The organism is Mycolicibacterium baixiangningiae (assembly GCF_016313185.1).
GTDB classification, from domain to species: domain Bacteria; phylum Actinomycetota; class Actinomycetes; order Mycobacteriales; family Mycobacteriaceae; genus Mycobacterium; species Mycobacterium baixiangningiae.
Map to the genome: position 1 here is coordinate 3,518,232 of NZ_CP066218.1, position 21,358 is coordinate 3,539,589.

The window sequence follows — 21,358 nt, forward strand, 5'->3', positions numbered from 1 at the left end:
ACTCAGACCAGCACGCGGCCGGGTTCGACAGCAGCCTCCTCGGTCAATCCACGGGCCTGCTGAATGGCCTGAACCGCGTACTGGGTCGCGCGCCGGTAGTTCAGCGTGTAGATGTCCGCCGGTGCCGACACCTCGAACGCCTGGCCGGCCAGCGGAACCTCCTTGGGCTCGAGCCCTCCGAGGATCGGGGTGTCCTCGTCGAAGACCTTGGTCTCGACGGCCAGGATCTCGTCGACGGTGCCGCCGCGGAAGTCGCGGTCGGTGGCGACGCCCCAGAAGATGATGCACTTGTCGTAACTGACCGGCGACGGGAAGTCGACCAGGTAGCGCTTGCCGGTCTGCTCACCGAAGTCGTAGAGGATCGTCGCGATGCCGGGCGCATACGAGTGGTAGTGCATCCAGGCGTCGCCGACGTCGGAGAAGTCGGAATCGGGGACCTGCTGGTAGAAGTAGTCCGACCAGACCTCGCGTCCCTCGCGACGCACGTTGATGTCGCCGACGACGGGGTTCACGTTGCCCATCGAGGGTTCGTGCACGAACGGGAAGTGCGCCATGTCGCGGAAGTTCTCGGTTGCGGCCATGAAGCCGCAGTCGGCGTGGATCGGTTTCGCCGCGCGCCATTCCAGCTCGAGACTCTCGATCTCGGGCGGGTTCGGCAGGTCGAACACCGGGTCGCCCAGACATGTCCACACGTGCTCGAACCGTTCGATGACGAGATAGGCCTTGATCTCGGCCTTCGGGGGTATGCGACCGCCCTGGGGCAGCGAGGGGATGTGGCCGCACCGGCCGGTCTGGCCGTCGAACCGCCACCCGTGGTACGGGCACGCGATGCTGTCGCCCCGGACCACGCCGTCGGCGAGGTTGCCCCCGCGGTGGATGCACCGCCGGTCGGTGACCCGCGCCGCACCGGTGGCGTCGCGGAACACCACCAGCTTCTGGTCGAGCAACTGCGCGGCCTGCGGGGTGTCGATGTCTTGGGATCTGGCCACCACGAACCAGTTGTGCCGGTAGGCCTCGCGGAGTTTCTCCGGGGTCAACGCGTCGCGCTTCATCGCTGGGCTCCCTTCACTGTCGGGCTGAATTCGGGCCGTGTCAGGGTGCGCGGTTCGAGCTGCTGTTCGCGGACGTGCGAGGCGATCTGCTCCATGCTGGCCACCCAGACGTCGTCCATCGCGCACACCTCGGCGATGAACTCCCGCAGGGCTGCGGCCCGGCCGGGGCGTCCAGAGAGGAAGGGGTGGTTGGTGAGGATCCAGGCGCCACCCACGTCACGCATGGCGTCGAGTTCACTGCGGTAGAGCTCGATGGCCTTGGCGGGGGTTTCGATCAGGCCGGTGCCCGAGAAGTCGGGGACGAAGCAGTACTGCTGCCAGTCGTCGAGCGCCCAGCTGACCGGCAGCTCGACCAGCGATGTGCCGTCGCCGACCGCGAGTTCGTAGGGATGATCGGAGTCCATCAGCGTGGAGTCGTAGACGAAGCCGAACTCGGCGAGCAGTTTGGGTGTGTGCCAGTTCATCTCCCACATCGGGGCGCGGTATCCGACCGGTCGCACTCCGGCGACCTCCTCGAGAGCCTCGATGCCGCGGGCGAGGATCGCGCGTTCGGTGTCCTCGTCGGCTCCGACAAGCGACTCGTGAAGGTAGCCGTGGTGGGCGATCTCGTGCCCGGCGCGCACGATCGACCGGATCGGCTCGGGGTGGCGGTGTGCGGTGTACCCGGGAACGAAGAACGTTGCGGGGACGTCGAACTCGTCGAGGATGCCGAGCAGGCGTGGAACGCCTACCAGCGGTCCGTAGGCCTGGTGCGACATCGCGCCCATCCGGTCGGCGAAGGCCGGGTCGGCGGTCAGCAGCGGTGATTCGGCGTCGACGTCGAAGGTGAACGCAACCGCGCAGGTCTTTCCGTTCGGCCACGGCACGGGGCCGGCGGGGACCAGATTCATCGTTGGACCTTTCTTCCAAAGACGGACAGGAACTCCCAGGCGACGTTCGCCGCGGCGATCGCGGTGATCTCGGCGTGGTCGTAGGCCGGGGACACCTCCACGACGTCGACGCCGACCAGGTTCACCGCGTCCAGTCCGCGCACCACCTCGAGCAGCTCGCGAGACGACATGCCGCCGGCCTCGGGGGTTCCGGTACCCGGTGCGTGCGCGGGGTCCAGGACGTCGATGTCGACCGACACATAGACCGGAACGTCACCGACGCGTTCGATGATGCGCTCGAGGATGCCGTCTGAGCCAAGGGAGCTGATGTCGCGGCAGGTGATGACCGAGAAGCCGAAGCCGGCATCCTCGACCAGATCCTTGCGGTCGTAGATCGAGCCACGCACACCGACGTGCACGTTGCGGTCGAGCAGCAGGCCCTCCTCGAACGCCCGCCGGAACGGCGACCCGTGGGTGATGTCGGCGCCGTAGACGCCGTCCCAGGTGTCGAGGTGAGCGTCGAAGTGCACCAACGCCATCGGTCCGTGCACGGCGTGCGCTGCGCGCAGTGACGGCAGCGCGACGGAGTGGTCGCCGCCGAGGATGATCGCCCGTGTCCCGTTCGAGAGCAGCTCGGTCAGCTGCGCGGCGATCTGGTCGACCGCCTGCCCGATGTCGAAGGGGTTGCACGCGAGGTCGCCCGCGTCGGCGACCTGGCAGACCTCGAACGGGCTGATGTCCAGCTCGGGGTTGTAACCGCGGATGAGACGGGAACCCTGTCGAATCGCGTTGGGCCCGAACCGCGCTCCCGGCCGGTAGGTGACGGCGCTGTCGAAAGGCACGCCCACCACGACGACGTCAGCCTGGGCCACGTCCTCGAGTCGGGGCAGCCGGGCGAAAGTCGTCCAACCGGCGTAACGGGGCTGCACCTGCGGGTCGACCGCCCCGACGATGGCGCGGGTGTTGTCGATGTTCATTGATTGCCTCTCCTATACGCGGTTTCGCGACGATCCGCCGTCGACGTTCACGATCTGTCCCACTGCCGCGCCGAGCCGGCGCTGGCACAGGAGGCCGATGACGCGGGCCACCTGCTCGACGCTGCCGAACTGCCCGATGGGCGGCACACCACCGGGGAGGCCCCCGGCCGCATCGCACACCGACCACTCGGAGTCGACGGCACCGACCGCGACGGCGTTGACGCCGATTCCGAAACCCCCGAAGTCACGCGTCAGGGACTTGGTCAGCGCGACGATGCCTCCGGCGGCGGTGGCCACCGCCGACAGGTCCGTGCCGCCGATGTGCCAGCGCGACGTGGTCAGCACGATCCGGCCCCCGGTGGCGTTGTGCCGCATGTGTTCCGCGGCGGCCTGCGCGTAGAGGAAGCTACCGGTCAAGGTGGCGTCTACGTGGTCCCAGAACGTGTCCATCGACTGGTCGGTGAACCCCGCGACACAGGGCAGGCCGTGTGCGACCACGAGGGCGTCGATTCCGCCCATCGCGTCTGCCGCCCGCGCCACCGCGCCGCGGATGTCCGCGGCGTCGGTGGGGCCGACGTCCGCCCCGGCAGTCACGGCGCCGCGACCGGTGAGGTGAGCGTTGACGGCGGCGCCCAGGGCGGTGTCGATACCGGTGATCAGCACGCGGCTGCGGTCCCTCATCGTCATATCACCGTTCCGCTGTTGACCGACAACACTTCTCCGCAGAGGAACAGGTCCTCCTCCAAGAGGGCCCGCACCAGTTCGGCGACCTCGCGCGGCTGCGCGATGCGCCGTGCGGGCAGGCCGGCGGTGAACTCATCGGCCCGTTCCCAGGAGTCGGGTGGCAGCAGTGGCGTGTCGCACGGACCGGGAGCCACCGCGTTGACGACGACGCCGTCCCCGGCCACCTCGACGGCGATGCTGCGGAGCAGGCTCAGCGCCGCGCCCTTCGCCGCGGCGTAGTGCGCGTCGTTGCTGCCACCGCCGATGGCGCGTTCGGAGGCGATGCCGACGATGCGCCCGCTGCGTCGCCTGCGCATCTGCGGCAGTACCGCCCGGCACACGTGGGCCAGCCCGCCGACGTGCACACGCAGCATCCGCTCCCAGGTGGGCTGCGAGATGTCGAGTGCGGCAATCTCCTCGTAGTGTCCGGCGCAGACCACCGCGGCGTCGATGTGCCCGAAAGCCTCTTCGATCTCGGCGATGGCATCGCTGACCTCGCGCTCCGAGGCGACGTCCGCGATCAGCCACTTGTCCATGGCAGGGACGGGCTCGCGGGAGATCGAGGCGACCTTCCAGCCGCCCGCCTGCAGCAGTTGGGCGATCTCGGCTCCGATGCCGCTGCCCGCGCCGGTGACGACGACGACGCGCTCGGTCATACCGGCTCGCTCACGGGTTCTCCCGTGGATTCGGTGGGCTCGGCGGCGGTTTCCGGGCGGGGCTGACCGACCTTGCGCACCTTGATGATCACCGCGCCGAGCGCCAAGATCGCACCCATCGCGACGAAGAAGGCCCAGTTCATCACCCACGACTCGGAGATGGTGCGCGGCCAGACGATATTGGTGAACTCGAAGCCGACCCACACCACCGCGAGGACAGCCACCGGGGTGCCGAATCGGCCCAGATTCCACGGCCCGGGCACCCACCTGCCACGCAGACGCGCCACCAGGCCGGTCACCAACGGGAACAGGAATGCCAGGTAGTAGCCGCCCGCGGTGAAGGTGACCAGCACGGAGTACACGTCCGTGGCGCTGATCAGAAAGACGAAGGCGCCGATGACCGTGGTGACGAGGATGGCGGGGATCGGCTGCGCCTCGGAGTTCGACAGCTTGGACAGCACCGCGGACCCGGGGAGCACCTTGTCGCGGGCGAAGGACCAGATGATCCGGGAGCCCGACGCCTGGAGTGCCAGGAAGCTCGCCAGGAAGCCGATCACGAACGCCAACAGGATCGGTTTGACGGCCGCCTCCCCCAGTGCGCTGCCCAGCACGTAGGCCACCGGGTCGGGCTCCTCACCGGAGCGCACCAGATCGAAGTCGGGCACCGCGAGGGTCACCGCCAGCGAGGCGTAGGCGATCACGAGCGCGATGAAGGCGATGGAGAAGAGCATCGCCTTGGGCACGTTGCGTCGCGGTTCCTTCACCTCTTCGGCGATCGCGCCCGCGCTTTCGAAGCCGAGGATCGACCAACCGGTGAAGGCGAGCGCGGCCAGGAACGGACCGGAGACGTACGCCCACGACCATCCGCTGGACAGATCGACACCGTGCAGCACCGCGTCGAATCCATGGTGGCGGTGGAAGATCAGCAGATAGGTGCCCAGACCCACCGAGGCGACGATCTCGGCGATGATGCTGCCGACCATCAGCGCCTTCAGGAACCCGCGCCCGAGGATGTTCGCACCGGTGCCTGCGAGCAGGATCAGCAGCGCGACGACGCTCTGCTGTACCGCGGTCGGCTGCTCGATTCCGATCAGCTGAGCCAGGAACCCGGCGCCACCGTAGGCGACGGTGGCCATGATGATCACCAGCGCCCACATGTAGACCCAGCCGGCCAGCCACCCGGCCACGTCACCGGCGAGTCGCTTGGTCCACTGGTAGATCGAGCCCTCGTACGGCCACCGGGACACGAGTTCGGCGAAGGCGAGCGCCACGATGCACTGTCCTACGCCCACGATGATGAACGTCCACCAGAACCCGGGACCCGCGGTCGCCAGCGACAAACCGTAGATCCCATACATCGCCACGATCGGGGAGATGAACGCGAACGCAAACGCGAACGCCGACCACAGGGAGAATTCACGCCTCAATTCCGTTGGCGCCGAGCCCATTTGCTCGCCAGACGTCATTTCGTCTTCCTTTCGCTGCCCCGTGGACACGCAAGTATGGGCATGGGGCGCCGAGGACGGCACTCCAGACAGCGATGTGCGGTTTGGCTGCACAGTCACCGGGCACGTGACTGTAGGGATCTACAGCGTTGCCGTCTCACCCGGTCGCGGGGTGTGCCGGCACGCGAACGTCACCCCATACACTCGCCCCGCCCCCATCAGAGAGTGAGGATGTCGTGCCCGACACCGACCAGACGGAATTCCTGTCGGCCCTCGAGGGCCACCTGCGCGCCGTCGTCACCGACGCCGTCGCCGAGCCGCTGCTCTCGGTCGACCGGAACCTCGTCGCCGTCGCGGCCGTGTGCGAATCGGCGGTGCAGTCCGGTGGCAAACGCCTGCGCCCCCGGTTCGCCTACTGGGCCTGGCGGGTGGGCGCGTCGGCCGATGCGGCACCGCAGCCCCTGGTGGGCCTCGCCGCCGCGCTGGAATTGCTGCACGCGGCGATCCTGGTCCACGACGACGTGATCGACAGTTCCGAGGTGCGCCGCGGCCGGCCGTCGGTACGGGCGGCACTGGCCGCACGCCACCGTGCCGGCGCCCGGTGGGGAGACCCCACGGAGTACGGCGATCACATGGCCCTGCTGGTCGGGGATCTGCTGTGGTCGGCGGCGCACGACACCTTCGACGACGCGGTGGCGGACCTGCCTGCTGACATCGCCCGGCGCACCTCGCGGGTGTTCCGGTCCATGCGTCTGGAGGTGCTGGCCGGCCAGCTGCTCGAGCTGCAGGCTCAGGCCGAGCGCGACTACGACGCCGCGACGGCGGACAAGATCCTGCGCTACAAGACCAGCGCCTACACCGTCGAACGTCCCGTCGAACTCGGCCTGACCCTCACGGGGACCGCGTCAGCCGCCACGGCGGCCACACTCGGCGAGTACGCCCGCGCTGTCGGCCAGGCGTTCCAGCTGCGCGATGATCTGGCCGACCTGTTCGGCACGACCAAGACGAGCGGCAAACAGACCGGCGATGACATCCGAGCGGGCAAACCCACCGAACTGCTCGGCGCCGCCTACGACCTGGCCGACGGTGAGGACATTCGCACGCTGACCGCCATTGTCGGCGACGCCTCGGCCGATCCGGCGGCCATCGCGGAGGTGCAGCGAATCGCGCTGCAGTGCGGCGCCGCGGACCGGGTCGGGCGGCGGATCGCCGATCTGGTCGTCATCGCGCATCAGGCGGTCGCCGAGCTGGCCTCGACCGCGGATGTGACCACACTCGCGGGGCTCTCCGAGATGCTCGCCGAGTGCACCGAACTGTCGTTCCTGCCGACGGCCTGAACACCGCTACGCGTCAAGCTGGGCGAGGACCTCGTCGGGGATGTCGGCGTTGGTGTAGACGTCCTGCACGTCGTCGCTCTCCTCGAGGGCGTCGACGAGTTTCATCACCTTGCGGGCGCCTTCGGCGTCGAGCGGCACGCTGACCGACGGCTGGAAGCTGGCGTCGGCGGAGTCGTAGTCGATGCCGGCGTCCTGCAGCGCCGTGCGCACCGCGACCAGATCGGTCGGTTCGGAGATCACCTCGAAGCTGTCGCCAAGGTCGTTGACCTCTTCGGCGCCGGCTTCGAGGACGGCCGTCAACACGTCGTCCTCAGAGAGCCCGTTCTTCTCCAGCGTCACCACACCCTTGCGCGAGAAGAGGTAGGACACCGAACCCGGATCGGCCATGTTGCCGCCGTTGCGGGTCATCGCGACGCGCACCTCACCGGCAGCACGATTGCGGTTGTCGGTGAGGCATTCAATAAGTACCGCGACGCCGTTGGGGCCGTACCCCTCGTAGGTGATGGTCTGCCAGTCGGCCCCGCCGGCCTCTTCACCCGCGCCGCGCTTGCGGGCGCGTTCGATGTTGTCGTTGGGCACCGAGCTCTTCTTCGCCTTCTGGATGGCGTCGAAGAGCGTGGGGTTGCCGCCGGGGTCACCACCACCGGTTCGGGCGGCGACCTCGATGTTCTTGATCAGTTTGGCGAAGTTCTTACCCCTACGGGCGTCGATGACCGCCTTCTTGTGCTTCGTGGTGGCCCACTTGGAATGGCCGCTCATCAGCAAGAACCTTCTTTCCTGTCACTTCTCGCCTGCCGAGTCTACGTGGGCCACTCGTACGTCTCGCCGGAACACGACCGTCACGTTCACGAAACACCTCGGTCCTAGCTTTGCCAGATGACCCAGGACGTCAGCAGGGAATCGGGCGCCGAGATCGACAGGTCGGCGGCCACCAAGGAGACCCTCGAGGACTACACGCTCCGCTTTGCCCCGCGCAGCTACCGCAAATGGTCCACCGGCGTGGTGGGCGTCTCGGCCCTCGGCGGGATCGCCTATCTGGCGGACTTCGCGATCGGCGCGAACATCGGCATCGCCTACGGCACCACCAACGCGCTGTGGGGCATCCTGATCTTCGCCGTCGTCATCTTCCTGTCCGGATTCCCGCTCGCCTACTACGCGGCGCGCTACAACATGGATCTCGACCTCATCACCCGCGGCAGCGGCTTCGGCTACTACGGGTCCGTGGTCACGAACGTCATCATGGCGACGTTCACGTTCATCTTCTTCGCGCTCGAGGGCTCGATCATGGCCCAGGGGCTCGAACTCGGCCTGGGCGTCCCCCTGTGGCTGGGGTACGCGGTCTCGACCATCATCATCTTCCCGCTGGTGATCTACGGCATGAAAGTGCTGTCGACGCTGCAGGTGTGGACGACTCCGCTGTGGCTGGTGTTGATGGTGGCACCGTTCGTCTACCTCGTGGTGAGCCATCCGGAGTCGGTCGGACAGTTCTTCGCCTACCAGGGCGAGGAGGGCGCAGGCGGGTTCGACATCGGCTCCACACTGCTGGCCGCCGGCGTGTGTCTGTCGTTGATCGCCCAGATCGCCGAGCAGATCGACTATCTGCGCTTCATGCCGCCGAAAACGCCTGCGAACAAGCGCAGTTGGTGGACGTGGATGATCCTGGCGGGACCGGGCTGGGTGTTCTTCGGCGCGATCAAGCAGATCGTCGGCCTGTTCCTGGCGGTCTACCTGATCGCCAACGTCGCCGACAGTGCGGGGATCGCGAACCAGCCCGCGCACCAGTTCCTCGAGATCTACGAGAACTTCCTGCCCGGCTGGCTCGCGATGACGCTGGCCGTCGTGCTCGTCGTCATCAGCCAGATCAAGATCAACGTCACCAACGCCTACTCCGGGTCGCTGGCGTGGACGAATTCGTACACCCGTGTCACCAAGCACTATCCCGGTCGGCTGGTGTTCCTCGCGTTCAACCTCCTCATCGCGCTGATCCTGATGGAAGCCAACATGTTCGACTTCCTCAACACGATCCTGGGGTTCTACGCGAACTGCGGTATGGCATGGGTGGTCGTGGTGGCCTCCGACATCGTCATCAACAAACACCTGCTCAAGATCTCGCCGAAGGCACCGGAGTTCCGCCGAGGCATGCTGTACGCGTTCAACCCGGTGGGCTTCGGCTCCATGCTGATCGCCGCCGGGGTGTCGATCGTGGCGTTCTTCGGCGGGCTGGGCGAAGCCATCCGGCCGTACTCCCCCCTGGTCGCCATCGGACTGGGCCTGGTGCTGCCGCCGATCTTCGCGATCGCCACGAAGGGCCGCTACTACCTGCGCCGCACCGATGACGGCATCGACCTGCCGATGTACGACGAATTCGGCAACCCGTCCGGCGAACACCTCACATGCCATGTCTGCCAACATGATTACGAGCGGCCCGACATGATGAAGTGCGCCACCCACGATGCGTTCGTCTGCTCGCTGTGCCTGTCCACCGACCGGGTGGCCGACCACGTGCTGCCCGCCCAGACCTGAATACCACTGCGGGGGCGGCATGCACCATTAGTCTCATCGGGGCCCTGGTCAGTCTCATCAGTGCCCTCGTCGAAGGAGACCTTTGAGCACCACCACAGACGTCCTCGTCGTGGGCGCCGGCCCCGTAGGCCTGGTCGCGGCCTGCGAGCTGGCCCGCCGCGGCGTGACGGTCCGCATCGTCGACAAGCTCCCCGCACCGACCGACGAGTCCCGCGCGATCGCCGTGCACGCCCGCAGCCTGGACATGTTCGCCCGGATGGGCATCGTCGACGAACTCGTCGCGACCGGGGTCACCTCGACCGGGATGACGATGCTCAGCAACGGCACCGAGTTGTTCCACGTGCAGTTCGGCGGCGTGGACAGCGCGTATCCGTTCTCGCTGCTCACCCCGCAGACCGAGACCGAGCGGGTGCTCACCGACCGACTCACCGGACTCGGCGTGACCGTCGACCGCGGCGCCGAACTGCTGGCACTGACCCAGAGCGAGGAGTCGGTGCGGGCGACCCTGGGCCGCGCCGACGGCACCGAGGAAACCGTCGAGGCGAGGTGGGTGGTGGGCGCCGACGGCGCCCACAGCACGGTGCGCCACCTCGTCGGGACGCGCCTGCAGGGATCGTTTCAGGGCGAGCGGTTCATCCTCGGCGACTGCGACGCCGACAGTGATTTCGGCACCGAGTCGATGTTCACGATCTTCGCACCGCAGGGCCCGGTGATCACGATGCCGATGCGCAACGGTCGCCACCGGTTGATGGCCCAGGTCCACGACGCCGAGGGCACCCCGCTGAACCTGCACCCCACGCAGGAGAATCTGCAGCGCATCCTCGACGAACGGGTCGGCGGAATTCGAATCATCAAGAGCCACTGGCTGACCTGTTTTGAGATCCATCACGGGCAGGTTCCGCAGTACCGGCACGGCCGCGTGTTCCTGGCGGGCGACGCCGCTCACATCCACAGCCCAGCGGGCGGGCAGGGGATGAACACCGGCATGCAGGACGCGTTCAACCTGGCATGGAAACTCGCCACGGCCCTCCGCGGCGACGGCGGCCCGGCCCTGCTCGACAGCTATCACGCCGAACGGCATCCGGTCGCCGAGAAGGTCATCGGGTTCAGTGGCTTGCTGACCAAGGCGGGCACGCTCAGTGGCGGCCCCCGGGTGGTGCGCAACGTGCTCATGCGGGCGCTCGGGAACATCCCCGCCGTCGGCGCCAGGATGGCCTCGGTGGTCGAGGAGATCGGCGTCGGCTACCCCGACAGTCCGGCCGTGCTCGACGGCCGGCCCCGGCGCAGCAAGATCGTTGCCGGACAACATTTTCCGCATGTCGACGACGCCGCGCTCCAGAAGCAGCTGATCGAATTCTGCGGCGGCGAGAACACCGGTCACTGCATCCTGACAGTGACCGCGGAACACCCCGCGCCGGCCGCCGGACCGGCCGGTCCGCTGCAGGTGCTGATCACCGCCGACGACACCCCGGTCGGCGGCTACGACACCGTCGTCGCCGACCCGCGGGGCCTGGTGGCCACGAGATTGGGTCTGCGCGACGGAGGCCGCGTCGTGGTGCGCCCCGACGGCTATGTCGGCGCGGTCACCGCCCTCGACGATCGGGTCGCCGACTACTTCGCGATGATCGCCCGCTGACGGCGATTTCGGCGTGCGTAGTCGCGCCCAGCGCGACTACGCACGCCCAAATCACTCCTCGGTGACCATGTCGACGAAGAGTTTGTGCACCCGCCGGTCGCCGGTCACCTCGGGGTGAAACGAGGTTGCGAGCATGCGGCCCTGCCGGACCGCGACGATGTGCTCACCGGCGCGGCCCAGCACCTCGACATCCGGGCCGACACGCTCCACCCACGGCGCTCGGATGAACACGGCATGCACCGGAGAGTCCAGACCCTCGAAGGGAATGTCGCCTTCGAACGAGTCGACCTGGCGCCCGAACGCGTTGCGCCGCACCGACATGTCGATCCCCTTCAAGGGGGTGGCCTCGCGCCCTGCGACTCCGGCGTCGAGAATCTCGCTGGCCAGCAGGATCATCCCGGCACACGAACCGTAGGCCGGCATGCCTTCGGCGAGGCGGGCGCGCAACGGCTCGAGCAGTTCGAATTCGCGCAGCAGATGGCTCATCGCCGTCGACTCCCCGCCGGGGATCACCAGCGCGTCGACGGCCTCGAGCTCGGACAGGCGGCGCACCGTCACCGCCTGGGCACCCGCCTCGGTCAGCGCGGCGAGGTGTTCGCGAGTGTCACCCTGCAGCGCAAGGACACCGACACGCGGGCTCATTCCCGGCCCGGGGTGAAGTCACGCGCGTAGCGGGTCAGCCCCTCCTGCATCACCGCCGCGACCATCTCGCCGTAGCGGTTGTAGATCTTGCCCTGGGTCAGCGACCGGCCCCCGCACGCCGACGGCGACGACTGGTCGTAGAGCAGCCACTCGTCGGCGCGGAACGGCCGCATGAACCACATCGCGTGGTCCAGCGACGCCACCATCAGATGCTTGCGCTCTTCGGGGTGGTTGACCTGCGCCGAACCCAGCAGGGTGAGGTCGCTCATGTAGGCCAGCGCGCAGATGTGCAGCACGTGGTCGTCGGGCAGTGGATCGCGGTGGCGGAACCACACCTGTTGCTGGGAGGCTTTGCCCTCACGCACGCCGAGGCGGTCGCGTGGCACGATCCGCACGTCCCACTCGTCGAACTGCCGGAAGCTGGCGTCGTCGAACACCTTGCTGGCCGATTTGAAGTCGGGGATGTCGTCCGGCGGCGGCGCCAGCGGCATCGCGTCCTGATGCTCGATCCCGCTCTGATCGGTCTGGAACGACGCCGACATCGAGAAGATCGTCTCCCCGTGCTGGATCGCGCTGACCCGTCTGGTGCAGAACGAGCCGCCGTCGCGGATGCGCTCGACGGTGAAGACCGACGGCGCGCGGGCGTCACCGGGCCGCAGGAAGTACCCGTGCAGCGAGTGCACGAGATACTTCGGGTCCACCGTGCGCACCGCCGACACCAGCGACTGCCCGGCGACATGACCGCCGAATGTGCGCTGCAGGAAACCGGATTCGGGGCTGAACACGCCACCGCGGTAGATGTTGACCTCGAGTTGCTCGAGATCGAGGATCTGCTCGATCGCCATCCGCGTCAGTACTACCAGCCGCGTTCGGCGAGCCGGTGCGGCTGGGCGATGTCCTCCACGTTGATGCCCACCATCGCCTCCCCGAGCCCGCGCGACACCTTGGCCAGCACATCGGGGTCGTCGTAGAACGTGGTGGCCTTCACGATCGCCGCGGCGCGTTCGGCCGGGTTGCCGGACTTGAAGATGCCCGATCCGACGAACACGCCCTCCGCGCCGAGCTGCATCATCATCGCCGCGTCGGCCGGGGTCGCGATGCCACCGGCGGTGAACAGCGTCACCGGCAGCGTGCCGGCCCGCGCCACCTCGACCACCAGATCGTAGGGCGCCTGCAGTTCCTTGGCCGCCACGTACAACTCATCCTCGGACAGCGACGTCAGCCGGCGGATCTCGCCGCCGATCTTGCGCATGTGGGTGGTGGCGTTGGACACGTCACCGGTACCGGCCTCGCCCTTCGAGCGGATCATCGCCGCACCCTCGGTGATGCGGCGCAGCGCCTCACCCAGGTTGGTCGCACCGCACACGAACGGGACGGTGAACTTCCACTTGTCGATGTGGTTCGCGTAGTCGGCCGGGGTGAGCACCTCGGATTCGTCGACGTAGTCCACGCCGAGGCTCTGCAGGATCTGCGCCTCGACGAAATGCCCGATCCGCGCCTTGGCCATCACCGGGATGGTGACCGCGGAGATGATGCCCTCGACCATGTCGGGGTCGCTCATCCGCGACACGCCGCCCTGGGCGCGGATGTCGGCGGGCACGCGCTCGAGCGCCATCACCGCGACGGCTCCGGCGCCCTCGGCGATGCGGGCCTGCTCGGGGGTGACGACGTCCATGATCACGCCGCCCTTGAGCATTTCGGCCATGCCGCGCTTCACCCGGGCGGTGCCCGTCTGGTGTGCTGAGCCGTTCTGCGTGACGCCGTTGCTCCGGTCGTGACGCTGCCCTTCGAGATCCACTGTCAACTCCTCCAGTCGCTACCGATCCAGTGTAGTAGCGACATCAAATCAATCGATTCCGCAACTCAGCGGATCGTTTCCACAGGTCGCGTGTCCTGCGGCACGGGCTCGTCGGCCAGTTCGTTCGCCCGGGCCAACAACTCGCCCAGCTGCTGCGGATAAACGGTCTCTCCGCCGGCGACCAGTTCGGCGATCATTGTCGCATCACACCAGCGGTGCCCGTGAATGTAGTGACGCTCCAGCGCCGTCTGCCCCGTCGTCGAGAGAGCGAACCGCCGGGTGCGGTGCACGAAGAACATCTCCTGACTCCGCAACACCGACCCGTTGAACTCGAACACCGCGTCGCGGCGCCACACCGGTCCGATCAGCGCCTCCGGCGCGACGTGCAGTCCGGTCTCTTCCGCGACCTCCCGCACGGCGCTCTGCGCCAACGTCTCCCCCGTCTGCACCGCCCCGCCGACGGTGAACCACCAGCGTGGCGCGTCGCCGTCGGCCGCCGGGTCCGAACCGCACAGCAGCAGCACCGCGCCCGTCTCGTCGAGCAGCACCACCCGCGCCGAGACCCGCCTGCCCAGCGGTTCGATGTCGCGTGAGGAGACCTCGGCGATCTCGAAGTAGGTCGGCAGCGCCGCGGTCCCGCCGAGGCGCAGTAACCGCACCGGCGTGCGTTCGCGCAGCGCCAGGGTGTCGCGGACCGCGTCGTTGTGGAACCGGCGGGCCAGCAGGACCCGGGCCTCGGCGTCGGCCAGTTCGGCGACCAGAGCGACCGGCAGGGACGCCGGGTCCACGAGCGCCAGCGCCGCCGACAGCTCGTTCTCCGCGGCCTCACGGGCACTGCGCGGCGCCCGTTCGGCGGCGCCTGCGAGCGCTGCGAGCCGTTTGCCCTGTGGTCCCCCGGCGTACGCGTCGACGGCGACCGCCCGGGCGACCACCGCCCGGCGGGCCAGCGCCCCGTCCAGCGCCTGCCAGCTCAGGTCGTAGCGCACGTGCAGCCGGTCGAGCCGGTGCGCGGTCTGATACGCCCACGTGCCGACGAGCAGCACGATCGCGAGCAGGACCGCCAGCAGGGCGATCACGAGCCATGTCACGGCGCGACCTGGACCTTGACTCCCGATCCGGCGACGGTCTCGTAGACGCGCAGGATCTGGACCGCCACCACCGACCAGTCGTAGCGGCCGACCGCATCGGATGCGGCCTCGATGTAGCGCAGCCGCGCCGCCACCTGCGCGGGACTGTCACCGAGCATCTCGATCAGGCCCTCGGCCAGCGCGTCGGCGTCGTCGACGGTGATCAGCCGGCCCGCCGCGCCGTCCTGCAGTACCCGCCGGAACGCGTCCAGATCGCTGGCGACCACGGCGGTCCGGGCGGCCATCGCCTCGACCAGCACGATGCCGAAGCTCTCCCCGCCGGTGTTGGGCGCGCAGTACACGTCGGCGCTGCGCATCGCCGAGGCTTTCGTGGCGTCGTCCACCTGGCCCAGGAAGCACAGGTGTCCGCCGAGTTTTCCTGCCTGCTCACGCAGTTCCGCCTCGTCCCCGCGCCCGACGATGAGCACCTCCACGTCCGGATAGCGCGCCACCAGCGCGGGCAGCGCGCCCAACAGCACGGCCATCCCCTTGCGCGGCTCGTCGTAGCGGCCCAGGAACAGCACGGTGCGACCCGGCCTCGGATAGCCGGGCAGGCGCGGCGCGTCAGCGAAGAAGCCGACGTCGACGCCGTTGGGGATCTCGACAGCGTCGGACCCCAGCGCCTCCATCTGCCAGCGCCGGGCGAGATCGGACACGGCGATACGGCCGACGATCTTCTCGTGGTACGGGCGCAGGATGCCCTGGAAGACCGACAAGGTCAGCGATTTCGTGGTCGACGTGTGGAACGTCGCGACGATCGGACCCTCAGCGGCCTGCAGTGCCAGCATCGACAGGCTCGGCGCGTTCGGTTCGTGCAGGTGCAACACGTCGAAGTCGCCGTTGACCAACCATTTCTTGACCAGGCGGTGGGTGGCGGGGCCGAATCGCAGCCGCGCCACCGAACCGTTGTAGGGAATCGGCACCGCGCGCCCGCCGGAGACGACGTAGTCGGGCAGATCGACGTGCGGCGAGGACGGCGCCAGCACGCTCACCTCGTGTCCGCGACCCCGCATGACCTCTGCCAGCTGCAGGACGTGGGACTGCACCCCGCCCGGCACGTCGAACGAGTACGGGCACACCATCCCGATGCGCATCGCTAACCGGCTCCGGCCAGTTTGGCGCGGCGCGCGTCGGACAGGTCGGCCAGCCACTGCGGTTGCAGCATGTGCCAATCCTCGGGGTGCTTGGCGATGTTGATCGCGAACTGGTCGGCCAGCGCCTGGGTGATCGCCCCGACGTCGCCGCCTGAGGTGTCGAGCGGTGCGAAGACCTGCATGCCCCAGCCGTCGTCGTCGAACCAGCAGTGCACCGGCAGCAGCGCCGCCCCGGTCTCACACGCCAGCTTCGCCGGTCCCGCGGGCATCCGGGTGGGCTCGCCGAAGAAGTCGACCGCGACGCCGTGACGGGTCAGGTCGCGTTCGGCCATCAGGCACACCACCCGGTTGGCGCGCAACCGGTCTCGCAGCAGCTGATACGGCGGGCGCTCACCCCCGGACAGCGGGATCACCTCGAAGCCGAGGCTTTCGCGGTAGGCGACGAAGCGGTTGAACAGCGACTCGGGCCGCAGCCGTTCGGCCACCGTGGTGAACGTGCCGTGGTTCTGCACCAGCCACACCCCGGCCATATCCCAGTTGCCGCTGTGCGGCAGTGCCACGACGGCGCCGCGGCCGGCCTCGAGTGCATCCCAGACGTGTTGGATGCCATCGACGGTGAGCTCCCGTCCCAGCTCGCGGTGGTCCATCGCCGGCAGCCGGAACGCTTCGCGCCAGTACCGGGCGTACGACGCGAGCGATGCGCGCATCAACTCGTCGGGCACGTCGGCCGGCGCGACGCCCGTGACCCTGGCGAGGTTCTTGCGCAGCTGCTCGGGGCCGCCGTTGCGCGCCGAGTACCTGGCCCCGGCGTCGAACATGGTGCGCACCGCGGTATCCGGTAGGGCTCGGACCACCCGCCAGCCGGCGGCGTACCCCCAGTCCTTCAGCTTGTCGGTGCCGGGCGGCCGGCCGCCGAGTGCGGTCACTGTTGGTCCGCCGCCGGCTTCTCCCCGCCCGGGGGCTGGAGCCGGTCCATCGCACCGGGCGAGGTCCGCACCGTGTGCACGCGCTGGAGCACGGTGACCACGCTCGCCACGGCGAGGAGCCACATCGCCACCGGCAGCAGCCACGGGATGTGCAGGAACCACACCCCGGATAGGCCGGCGCCGGTGATCACGATCACCAGCCGCTCGGGGCGCTCGATGAAGCCGCCGTCCCCGCGCAGCCCGCTGGCCTCGGCGCGCGCCTTGATGTAGGAGATGACCTGCGAGGTGATCAGGCAGATCAAGGTCGCCACCACCAGCGACGGGCTGTCCATGCCGAAGGCCGCCCACCACAGCAGGCCCGCGAAGATCGCACCGTCGGCGATTCGGTCGCAGGTGGCGTCGAGCACCGCCCCGAATGGGGTTCCGCCCCCACTGAGCCGCGCCATGGCGCCGTCGAGCATGTCGGCGAGCACGAACACCGCAACGGCGAAGGCGCCCCACCACAGCTGCCCGATCGGGAAGAGCGTCAAGGCGGCCAACACCGTGCCCGCAGTGCCCAGGATCGTGATGCTGTCCGGGGTGAACCCCACGCGCAGGGCCGCTTTGGCGACCGGCCGGGACAGCTTCGTGTATGCGGCCCTGGTCATCAGATAAAAGTTGCTCAGTGCTCGACCTCCCGTCGATGCGCTCCCCCGTACTGGCGCGCCCACTCCGCCGCGAGCAGTTCGCGCGTCTCACGCAGCAGCTGTGGGATGATCTTGGACCCGCCGATGATCGTGATGAAGTTGGCGTCCCCACCCCACCGCGGTACGACGTGCATGTGCAGGTGTTCGGCCAGCGAACCGCCCGCCGACTGCCCCAGGTTGAGCCCGACATTGAAGCCGTGCGGACGGGACACCGCCTTGATGACGCGAATCGCCTTCTGGGTGAACCCCATGAGCTCGATGCTCTCGGCCTCGGTGAGGTCTTCGAGTTCGGACACCCGCCGGTACGGCACGACCATGAGGTGTCCGGGGTTGTACGGGTACAGGTTGAGCACCGCGTACACCTGGTCACCGCGCGCCACCACCAGCCCGTCCTCGTCGGCCATGTTGGGGATGTCGGTGAACGGCTCCGACGACTGGGACGAGCCCGAACCCTTCTTCATGGGCGACTCTGCGATGTAGCTCATGCGGTGCGGCGTCCACAACCGTTGCAGGTTGTCCGGATCGCCGACCCCGTGATCGATGATCGTCTGCTCTTCGCGCAAGCGCTCATCGCCGATCGTCTGCTCTTCGCGCAAGCGCTCATCGATGATCGTCTGGTCGTCCGGTTCGGTCACGTCCCCACTCACGTTCCGGCGCCCACCTTGACCAGATCGGCCGTGGGCACCGCGTTGCGGCGGTCGGCGATCCAGCTCACGATCGCCTCGACCGCCTCGTCGCGCGGCACCCCGTTGATCTGCGTGCGGTCACCGAAGCGGAAGCTCACCGCACCGGCGTCCACGTCCTTGTCCCCCGCCAGCACCATGAAGGGCACCCGCTGGTTGGTGTGGTTGACGATCTTCTTGGCCATCCGATCGTCGCTGGCATCCACCTCGACGCGCACGCCACGCGAACGGAGTTGCGCCGCAACATCGTTGAGGTACTCCACATGCCCGTCGGCGACCGGGATGCCGACCACCTGCACCGGCGCCAGCCACGCCGGGAACGCCCCGGCGTAGTGCTCGGTGAGCACCCCGAAGAACCGTTCGATCGAACCGAACAGCGCCCGGTGGATGAGCACCGGCCGCTGCCGGCTGCCGTCGGCCGCGGTGTACTCCAGCTCGAACCGTTCGGGCATGTTGAAGTCCAGCTGGATCGTCGACATCTGCCAGTTGCGCCCCAGCGCGTCCTTGACCTGAACGGAGATCTTCGGACCGTAGAAGGCGGCGCCGCCGGGATCCGGCACGAGATCGAGGCCCGAGGCCTCGGCCACCTCGCGCAGCGTCTCGGTGGCCTCCTCCCAGATCTCGTCGGAGCCGACGTACTTCTCCGGATCCTTCGTCGACAGCTCCAGGTAGTACTCGTCGAGGCCGTAATCGGCCAGCAGGTCGAGCACGAACTGCAGCAGCGAGGTCAACTCGTCGCGCATCTGTTCACGGGAGACGTAGATGTGCGCGTCGTCCTGCGTCATCCCGCGCACCCGGGTCAGACCGTGCACCACACCGGACTTCTCGTAGCGGTACACCGAACCGAATTCGAAGAGCCGCAAAGGCAATTCGCGGTACGACCGGCCCCGCGAGCGGTAGATCAGGTGGTGCATCGGGCAGTTCATCGGCTTGAGGTAGTAGTTCTGCCCGGGCTTGCGCACCGCGCCGTCCGCGTCGTACTCGGCGTCGATGTGCATCGCCGGGAACATCCCGTCGGCGTACCACTCGAGATGCCCGGACGTCACGTAGAGGTGTTCTTTGGTGATGTGCGGGGTGTTGACGAACTCGTAGCCGGCCTCCAGGTGCTTGGCCCGCGAGTAATCCTCGAGTTCCTTGCGGATGATGCCGCCCTTGGGGTGGAAGACCGGCAGACCCGAACCGAGTTCGTCGGGGAAGCTGAACAGGTCGAGCTCCACGCCGAGCTTGCGGTGGTCGCGGCGCTGCGCCTCCTCGATGAGCTCGAGGTGGCGGTCGAGCGCCTCCTGCGACTCCCAGGCGGTGCCGTAGATGCGCTGCAGGCTCGCGTTGGCCTGATCGCCGCGCCAGTACGCGGCCGAACTGCGGGTCAGCTTGAATGCCGGGATGTACTTGGTGGTCGGGATGTGCGGACCGCGGCACAGGTCACCCCAGACGCGCTCCCGGGTACGGGGGTTGAGGTTGTCGTAGGCCGTCAGCTCGTCGCCACCGACCTCCATCACCTCGGGATCGCCGGATTTGTCGTCGACGAGTTCGAGTTTGTAGGGCTCGTGCTGGAGTTCCGTGCGGGCCGCGTCCTTGGACTCGTAGACCCGCCGGGAGAACAGCTGACCGTCCTTGACGATCTGGCGCATCTTCTTCTCGAGCGCCTCGAGGTCCTCGGGCGTGAACGCCTGCGCTACGTCGAAGTCGTAGTAGAAACCGTCGGTGATGGGCGGGCCGATCCCCAGCTTGGCCTCGGGGAACAGGTCCTGCACCGCCTGCGCGAGGACGTGCGCGGCCGAATGGCGGATCACGCTGCGGCCCTCGTCGGTGTCGGCGGACACCGGCGTCACCTCGGCGTCGGACTCCGGCGCCCACGACAGGTCACGCAACCGGCCGTCGGCATCGCGCACCACGACGATCGCATCGGGGGCGCCGCGACCCGGCAGACCCGCCTCGCGGACCGCCGCCCCGGCGGTGGTCCCGGCAGCGACCCGGATCAGGGCTGCTGGGGCTGGGCTGGCGGCGGCGCTCATCGGTGTGTCTCCATAGCGGGTCGGGGATGGTCGATCGCGACCATGCTATCGGTGTGGGCCGCCGAACCCCGAGCGTGACCGAACGTCAGGGAGAGCCCACCCCGAGGGGGCTGTTGAGCCACCCGTGCTCGACCCCGAAGAGCTCCCCCGCCCAGTCGACCGCACCCATCAGCCACAGCGTCGTGAACACCACCACCGCGGTGAGCAGACCACCCAGGATCTGCACGATCGCGGGCTGGCCGTGGAACCAGTCCATCGCCTTGTCGTAGCGCTCCCGCACTTTCGCCAGAAGGCTTTGGGCCCAGTCGAACTCGGTGGCCAGGATGCCCAGGCCGATGAACACGATCGCCCACCCGGGTCCCGGGTACGGGATCGCGAGGATGCCGAGGCCCAGCACCACCACGCCGACGACCCCGACCGCGATGCGGTAGAAGAACTTGACCCGGGGCCGACGGTGCAGTCCGTCCCGCCACCGTTTCCACCGGTCTTTGACCCCCGACCAGCGCGACGGTTGCTCGGTTTCGTTCTCGGTCACGGTTGCCCCGGTTTCAGTCGGACGAACAACGCCTCGGCGTCGGCGAGCACGGTGTCCCCGTCGAGAAGCCGGCCCTCGACGAAGATCTTGCGGCCTTCGATCCGGTTGATGCCGGCCTCGACGCGCAGTGTCTTCTCCACCGGTGCGATGTTGCGGTAGTTCAGGTGCAGGAAGGCGGTGCGCTGATACCGGCTCTGGGTGAGTTTGTAGGCGGTGTAGCCGAGTACCGAGTCGAACAGCAGGGCTACCGCGCCGCCGTGTGCGGCGCCGTTGCGGCCGAGATAGAACCGCCGGAACGTGGCCTCGCCGGCGATGCGGCCGTCGTCGGTCTTGGCCAGCACCGTCGGCACCTGCAGGATGTTCCCCCGGTTGGGTAGGTCCAGCCGGCGCCCGGACGGCGAATGCCACTCGTCGGAGTGGTAAGGCGCCAGCAGGCCGCTGACCTTCTCGATCAGCCCTGCGGCCTCGGTGATCACCTCGTCGGGGGCGTCGGCAGCGCGGGCGAGGTCCTGCAGATCGCGGACCGCCTCGACGAACCGGCCGTAATCGGGCCCGCCGCGGGTGGTCGGTTCCGGCGGGTTGAACCCGCCACCGTCCTGCCCCCGGCTCGATTCGCTGACCACACCGCCCACCG

21 protein-coding genes are annotated in these 21,358 nt (G+C 68.3%); 3 read left to right on the forward strand and 18 right to left on the reverse strand.

Features of this window, described 5'->3' with window-relative positions; all coding sequences use genetic code 11:
* Positions 1 to 2: 2 nt before the first annotated feature.
* Genes I7X18_RS16440 through I7X18_RS16465 form a run of 6 tightly spaced genes read right to left on the reverse strand, consistent with a single transcriptional unit; the run spans position 3 to position 5,743 of the window.
* Complete coding sequence (locus I7X18_RS16440) at positions 3 to 1,052, reverse strand: Rieske 2Fe-2S domain-containing protein (protein ID WP_193043133.1); 1,050 nt, start codon at positions 1,050 to 1,052, stop codon at positions 3 to 5.
* Complete coding sequence (locus I7X18_RS16445; protein WP_193043134.1) at positions 1,049 to 1,942, reverse strand: polysaccharide deacetylase family protein; 894 nt, start codon at positions 1,940 to 1,942, stop codon at positions 1,049 to 1,051. The genes I7X18_RS16440 and I7X18_RS16445 overlap by 4 nt, the downstream gene beginning before the upstream one ends.
* Positions 1,939 to 2,898 carry an agmatinase gene (gene speB / locus I7X18_RS16450; RefSeq protein ID WP_193043135.1) on the reverse strand — a complete coding sequence of 320 codons (960 nt, stop codon included), beginning with the start codon at positions 2,896 to 2,898 and terminating at the stop codon, positions 1,939 to 1,941. The genes I7X18_RS16445 and speB overlap by 4 nt, the downstream gene beginning before the upstream one ends.
* Positions 2,899 to 2,910: 12 nt before the next feature.
* Positions 2,911 to 3,579: an SDR family NAD(P)-dependent oxidoreductase gene (locus I7X18_RS16455; RefSeq protein ID WP_193043136.1), complete on the reverse strand. Its 669-nt coding sequence runs from the start codon at positions 3,577 to 3,579 to the stop codon at positions 2,911 to 2,913.
* A 2-nt stretch (positions 3,580 to 3,581) separates the two neighbouring features.
* Positions 3,582 to 4,277 carry an SDR family NAD(P)-dependent oxidoreductase gene (locus I7X18_RS16460; RefSeq protein ID WP_193043137.1) on the reverse strand — a complete coding sequence of 232 codons (696 nt, stop codon included), beginning with the start codon at positions 4,275 to 4,277 and terminating at the stop codon, positions 3,582 to 3,584.
* A complete protein-coding gene (locus tag I7X18_RS16465; protein ID WP_193043138.1) occupies positions 4,274 to 5,743 on the reverse strand; it encodes an APC family permease in 1,470 nt (489 codons plus the stop codon). Before I7X18_RS16465 ends, I7X18_RS16460 begins: the two co-directional genes overlap by 4 nt.
* Positions 5,744 to 5,958: 215 nt before the next feature.
* Between I7X18_RS16465 and I7X18_RS16470 the strand changes: the two genes are divergently transcribed.
* The gene (locus tag I7X18_RS16470) at positions 5,959 to 7,059 is read left to right on the forward strand and encodes a polyprenyl synthetase family protein (protein ID WP_232375256.1); all 1,101 of its coding nucleotides are present in this window, start codon (positions 5,959 to 5,961) and stop codon (positions 7,057 to 7,059) included.
* A gap of 6 nt (positions 7,060 to 7,065) precedes the next feature.
* Here I7X18_RS16470 and I7X18_RS16475 read toward each other — a convergent pair whose 3' ends face one another.
* Complete coding sequence (locus I7X18_RS16475; RefSeq protein WP_193043139.1) at positions 7,066 to 7,818, reverse strand: YebC/PmpR family DNA-binding transcriptional regulator; 753 nt, start codon at positions 7,816 to 7,818, stop codon at positions 7,066 to 7,068.
* Between the two features lie 117 nt (positions 7,819 to 7,935).
* Here I7X18_RS16475 and I7X18_RS16480 point away from each other — a divergent pair, with 117 nt between their 5' ends.
* Together I7X18_RS16480 and I7X18_RS16485 are read left to right on the forward strand one after the other, a co-directional pair.
* On the forward strand, positions 7,936 to 9,582 hold the full coding sequence (locus tag I7X18_RS16480) for a purine-cytosine permease family protein (RefSeq protein WP_193043140.1): 1,647 nt from the start codon (positions 7,936 to 7,938) through the stop codon (positions 9,580 to 9,582).
* A gap of 82 nt (positions 9,583 to 9,664) precedes the next feature.
* Complete coding sequence (locus I7X18_RS16485) at positions 9,665 to 11,218, forward strand: FAD-dependent monooxygenase (RefSeq protein ID WP_193043141.1); 1,554 nt, start codon at positions 9,665 to 9,667, stop codon at positions 11,216 to 11,218.
* A 51-nt stretch (positions 11,219 to 11,269) separates the two neighbouring features.
* On the opposite strand, the gene pdxT is transcribed toward I7X18_RS16485, so the two are convergent.
* The 11 genes from pdxT to I7X18_RS16540 all read right to left on the reverse strand — a co-directional run bounded on the left by pdxT (position 11,270) and on the right by I7X18_RS16540 (position 21,347).
* Complete coding sequence (pdxT, locus tag I7X18_RS16490) at positions 11,270 to 11,860, reverse strand: pyridoxal 5'-phosphate synthase glutaminase subunit PdxT (RefSeq protein ID WP_193043142.1); 591 nt, start codon at positions 11,858 to 11,860, stop codon at positions 11,270 to 11,272.
* A complete protein-coding gene (gene tesB, locus I7X18_RS16495; RefSeq protein WP_193043143.1) occupies positions 11,857 to 12,705 on the reverse strand; it encodes an acyl-CoA thioesterase II in 849 nt (282 codons plus the stop codon). Before tesB ends, pdxT begins: the two co-directional genes overlap by 4 nt.
* Positions 12,706 to 12,716: 11 nt before the next feature.
* On the reverse strand, positions 12,717 to 13,565 hold the full coding sequence (pdxS, locus tag I7X18_RS16500) for a pyridoxal 5'-phosphate synthase lyase subunit PdxS (protein WP_232375509.1): 849 nt from the start codon (positions 13,563 to 13,565) through the stop codon (positions 12,717 to 12,719).
* A 158-nt stretch (positions 13,566 to 13,723) separates the two neighbouring features.
* The gene (locus I7X18_RS16505; RefSeq protein WP_193043145.1) at positions 13,724 to 14,746 is read right to left on the reverse strand and encodes an NUDIX hydrolase; all 1,023 of its coding nucleotides are present in this window, start codon (positions 14,744 to 14,746) and stop codon (positions 13,724 to 13,726) included.
* Positions 14,743 to 15,879: a glycosyltransferase family 4 protein gene (locus I7X18_RS16510; RefSeq protein ID WP_193043146.1), complete on the reverse strand. Its 1,137-nt coding sequence runs from the start codon at positions 15,877 to 15,879 to the stop codon at positions 14,743 to 14,745. The genes I7X18_RS16505 and I7X18_RS16510 overlap by 4 nt, the downstream gene beginning before the upstream one ends.
* A gap of 2 nt (positions 15,880 to 15,881) precedes the next feature.
* Positions 15,882 to 16,805 (reverse strand): phosphatidylinositol mannoside acyltransferase, encoded by a 924-nt coding sequence (locus tag I7X18_RS16515; protein WP_193043147.1) that lies wholly within the window; start codon positions 16,803 to 16,805, stop codon positions 15,882 to 15,884.
* The gene (gene pgsA / locus I7X18_RS16520) at positions 16,802 to 17,470 is read right to left on the reverse strand and encodes a phosphatidylinositol phosphate synthase (RefSeq protein ID WP_269751322.1); all 669 of its coding nucleotides are present in this window, start codon (positions 17,468 to 17,470) and stop codon (positions 16,802 to 16,804) included. The genes I7X18_RS16515 and pgsA overlap by 4 nt, the downstream gene beginning before the upstream one ends.
* Entirely contained in the window at positions 17,467 to 18,069 is a 603-nt protein-coding gene (locus I7X18_RS16525) for an ATP adenylyltransferase (protein ID WP_193043954.1), read from the reverse strand. Before I7X18_RS16525 ends, pgsA begins: the two co-directional genes overlap by 4 nt.
* Before the next feature lie 65 nt (positions 18,070 to 18,134).
* Positions 18,135 to 20,189, reverse strand: a complete 2,055-nt coding sequence (gene thrS, locus I7X18_RS16530; protein ID WP_193043149.1) for a threonine--tRNA ligase — start codon at positions 20,187 to 20,189, stop codon at positions 18,135 to 18,137.
* Between the two features lie 85 nt (positions 20,190 to 20,274).
* On the reverse strand, positions 20,275 to 20,724 hold the full coding sequence (locus I7X18_RS16535; protein WP_193043150.1) for a TIGR02611 family protein: 450 nt from the start codon (positions 20,722 to 20,724) through the stop codon (positions 20,275 to 20,277).
* Positions 20,721 to 21,347: a PaaI family thioesterase gene (locus I7X18_RS16540; RefSeq protein ID WP_193043151.1), complete on the reverse strand. Its 627-nt coding sequence runs from the start codon at positions 21,345 to 21,347 to the stop codon at positions 20,721 to 20,723. Before I7X18_RS16540 ends, I7X18_RS16535 begins: the two co-directional genes overlap by 4 nt.
* Positions 21,348 to 21,358: the final 11 nt, after the last annotated feature.